The sequence below is a fragment of the Paraburkholderia sp. Ac-20336 genome (assembly GCF_017105025.1).
In the GTDB taxonomy this organism is placed as follows: Bacteria; Pseudomonadota; Gammaproteobacteria; order Burkholderiales; family Burkholderiaceae; genus Paraburkholderia.
On record NZ_JAAGPS010000284.1, the window covers coordinates 1 to 1232 of the forward strand.

Genomic DNA, 1232 nt, shown 5'->3' on the forward strand with positions numbered 1-1232 from the left:
TGACGTCCTTCGGGACGGCGCGGCTCGCGCACCAGGTCCTCGAGGCCGAGCGGAAAGCGCCTCGCGCGCTCGCTGGTCATGAAGCGCCGCTGCCGTCGCGCAGCCAGTCGCGCGCCGTGGACAGCATTTGCGTGTAGGTCAGATCGAGCTGCAGCGGCGTGATCGACACGGCGCCGTTGGCGACCGCGTGAAAATCGGTGCCTTCGCTCGCGTCGCGCGCACTGCCCGATGGGCCGATCCAGTAGATCGGCTCGCCGCGCGGGTTGGTCTCGCGGATCACCGGCTGCGACGGATGCCGCTTGCCGAGCCGCGTGATCTGCCAGCCACGCAGTTCTTCGTACGGCAAGTTAGGAATGTTGACGTTCAGCAGCGGATGCCCCGGCAACGGCCGCTCGAGATAATGCGCGACGATTTCGGCGGCGACGCGGGCCGCATCGTCGAGATGCACCCAGTCTTTGTCGACGAGCGAAAACGCGATGGCCGGCACGCCGAACATGATGCCCTCGGTGGCCGCCGCGACGGTGCCCGAGTACAGTGTGTCGTCACCCATGTTCTGGCCGTTGTTGATGCCCGATACGACGAGGTCCGGCTTGTGGTCGAGCATGCCCGTCAGCGCAATGTGCACCGAGTCGGTCGGCGTACCGTTCACGTAGTAGAAACCGTTGGCGGAGCGCAGAACCGACAGCGGCCGCCACAGCGTCAGGGAATTCGACGCGGCGCTGCAGTTCTGTTCGGGAGCCATGACGGTGACGTCCGCGATCGGCTTGAGCGCTTCGTAGAGCGCGGCCAGGCCCGGCGCCAGATAACCGTCGTCGTTGCTGAGTAGGATTCGCATGCGGCGATTGTAACCGAGGAAAGATGGCACGCGAGCGACATGACCGGCGCGCTTGCGTGGCAAGCGAAACGCGCCGGCCTTGCGCACTGCCCGGCAATAAATCGCACGGTCGTGCGAATTGTTTTACACTCAAAATCGTTGCGAACCCTAACCGAGATGGAGACACGATGCGCGCGATTCGCTGCAAGCAATACGGGCCGCCCGAGAGCCTGGTCGTCGACAACCTGCCGGACCTCGAAGCGCCGCCCGGTCACGTCGTGATCGACGTCAAGGCCGCCGCCGTCAACTTCCCCGACGTGCTGATCATCGAGAACAAATACCAGTTCAAGCCGCCGCTGCCGTTCACGCCGGGCTCTGAAGCCGCGGGCGTGGTGCGTGCGGTGGGGGCGGGTGTCAC

At 65.3% G+C, this 1232-nt stretch carries 2 protein-coding genes; one reads left to right on the top strand and one right to left on the bottom strand.

Features of this window, described 5'->3' with window-relative positions; translation table 11 throughout:
• Window positions 1–76 precede the first annotated feature (76 nt).
• Window positions 77–835, bottom strand: coding sequence for a 5'/3'-nucleotidase SurE (surE, locus tag GXB81_RS31035; RefSeq protein ID WP_205991213.1), 759 nt, complete (start codon window positions 833–835; stop codon window positions 77–79).
• A gap of 167 nt (window positions 836–1002) precedes the next feature.
• Here surE and GXB81_RS31040 point away from each other — a divergent pair.
• Window positions 1003–1232, top strand: a 230-nt coding sequence (locus GXB81_RS31040) for an alcohol dehydrogenase catalytic domain-containing protein (RefSeq protein ID WP_205991214.1), incomplete at its 3' end; no start/stop codon positions are given.

Excerpts from the sequence above, each read along its gene's own strand:
- surE (WP_205991213.1), bottom strand. The coding sequence starts at position 835 with ATGCGAATCCTACTCAGCAACGACGACGGTTATCTGGCGCCGGGCCTG.